We start from the raw sequence: 1,971 nt of genomic DNA, 5'->3' as shown, positions 1-1,971 counted from the left end.
AAAGCAACAATATTGCGCTCGAATATACTTTTTTTGGCGGCCACGGTCAGTTCCTTTGTCATGTCAATCTGGATCACTAAAAATAGACGTAGAAGTTAAAAGCCTCGTAAGGGAGTTTGGTTGATATTTAGTAAAAATAGCAATGGTCCACATGACGGCATTGTTACGGTAACCGAGTGACTGTTAGTCCATGAGGTTGTAAACTGAATTGGAGGAAAAGATATTCTGCTCCCGCCATCGATTTCCGCCGTAGATCATTCAGCATGCGATCTGCGCTCCACTTCAAGTTCTCGCTTAGCTACCGAAATATTGAAGATTTACTGGCGGAACGAGGGGAGATGTTGCTTTTGAGACTACTCGCCGTTGGGTTTTGAAGTTTGGGTCGATTTATGCAGGAGAATTGGACTGATCCCGACCCCAGCCATCGGGTCAGTGGCAACTTGATGAAGTTCTCGCTTCGAACAACGATAAACGGTCATACCTGTGGTGGGCTGTTGATGATGAAGGGGAAGTATTGGAGGTTTTGGTTCAATCTCGCAGAATTAAGCGGGCTGCCCTTAAATTAATGCGAAAGTTACCGAAGAAACAGAGCCGGTATAGCCTGCATGGATGCAGCGAAAGCCAATATCGTAATTTCCACATCGCCTACACCGCAACCGTTTCCGCTTTTTTCTAAGGCCCGAAATGATATCGGCGGCGAGAGACGAGTGATCACGCCCCAACAATTCGACTAACCACGGAATGACCATATCGGCACCGTGAGAGCATACGCCGTTGTTGCAAACAACAACGAGTTGATCGCCATTGTCCAACATATAACCCAGATTGGTTGCGTCTAAAGGCTTCACCATCGTTCTCCATACGTTCATGGTCGATCCTGTTGAATTGGAACCTCGGATTTTGAACAAAAAACCCCCTCCGGTCGCAAGGATCGGAAGGGGAAGCATCGCGCCTGAAAGGCTGCGATAGAGGTTAGTTTTTAGTGATTAGCCAATGCCTGCGTAACAGCTGTAGGGGCTTTGTCTATCACCGTAAGCAAAATTGTTGCCGCTCGATCAGGAAGCCGTCTCTTTTGCTCCCAATCTCGGATGGTTCCTATAGGCAAGCCATAACGATGTGCAAAGGCTTCTTGTGTTAGTTTTTGCTTTTTACGAATGGCAACGACATCCACGACATCAGGCACATAAACACCAGCAGGTTCCGCATCTCCTTGAGCAATTGCCAAGGCTTCATTTGCGCTTTGTAGCAACTCGTCAGCGAATGACATCTGTAAACTCCATCAATGTGAAGGCCGAATACGATTTCTGTAGGCTTCGGCCAATAGCGGCAAAACTTTTGCAAGCTCGTTTTGCTCGGATTTAGTCAAATTGTCTTTCGCATCTTTTCCGTAGACCGAAAGAAGAAAGACAGGAACGTCATCCCCCCCCGAAATAATGGATGGTTCGATAACCTCCACTTTTCCCCTTGCCTCGGCCAGCATGACGCAGTTTTCTTGCTCCGCCTGTTCCAGCCATAAGATCCCCAGCAATCGGGTTGTCAGCGATGGTTGTGACGATATCGCTCAGTTCCTCTTCGGATAATCCGCATTTGCGAGCTTGGGTTAGAAATGTCGCAGTCCAAATTACTGTCTGCATAGCTCCAATATACGGCAATGCCGTATCCTTTTCAAGGGTGTCCCGTCGCGATAGAGCTGTCAAACTCGACGAGATCGCGACGGGCTGGACTTGATCATAGATCAAGCTGCGAGTTTGTCCTCGTCTTGTTCTTGGCTGGTTTCGGTCTGTGGGGCGTTGTAGCGAGTAGTTAGGCAATCAGGCACCCAAGCGGCGATACGATCTCTTACATCGGCTGAGAGGCCTTTACGGTCCACTTCGTTGTTAAACAGGGCATGAAGTCGAGCAACCTTGTCGCCTTTCTTCATGGTGATGAATGGCGCGGCTGCGGGCTTGCCTTCAATGAAGCTTTTCACAT

The 1,971-nt window shown here is 48.2% G+C and carries 4 protein-coding genes and 1 pseudogene; 1 reads left to right on the top strand and 4 read right to left on the bottom strand.

Annotated elements, in window-relative coordinates; translation table 11 throughout:
* Positions 1 to 481 precede the first annotated feature (481 nt).
* Positions 482 to 532: pseudogene (locus C0081_RS23530) on the top strand (hypothetical protein); the annotation flags it as partial.
* Between the two features lie 25 nt (positions 533 to 557).
* Here C0081_RS23530 and C0081_RS23060 read toward each other — a convergent pair.
* The 4 genes from C0081_RS23060 to C0081_RS23170 form a co-directional block, all read right to left on the bottom strand.
* Positions 558 to 869, bottom strand: coding sequence for a hypothetical protein (locus C0081_RS23060; RefSeq protein WP_146006401.1), 312 nt, complete (start codon positions 867 to 869; stop codon positions 558 to 560).
* A gap of 110 nt (positions 870 to 979) precedes the next feature.
* Entirely contained in the window at positions 980 to 1,267 is a 288-nt protein-coding gene (nadS, locus tag C0081_RS04340; protein ID WP_101532585.1) for a NadS family protein, read from the bottom strand.
* 148 nt (positions 1,268 to 1,415) lie between these two features.
* Positions 1,416 to 1,739, bottom strand: coding sequence for a type II toxin-antitoxin system RelE/ParE family toxin (locus C0081_RS23525; protein ID WP_245417857.1), 324 nt, complete (start codon positions 1,737 to 1,739; stop codon positions 1,416 to 1,418).
* Positions 1,736 to 1,971 (bottom strand): hypothetical protein (locus C0081_RS23170; RefSeq protein ID WP_180966756.1); only part of this gene is annotated, 236 nt, incomplete at its 5' end. The genes C0081_RS23525 and C0081_RS23170, both read right to left, overlap by 4 nt.

The sequence above is a fragment of the Cohaesibacter celericrescens genome, from assembly GCF_002866925.1.
GTDB lineage: Bacteria > Pseudomonadota > Alphaproteobacteria > Rhizobiales > Cohaesibacteraceae > Cohaesibacter > Cohaesibacter celericrescens.
Note: the sequence above shows the minus strand (reverse complement) of the source record. Positions and strands in the feature narration are given on the sequence as shown.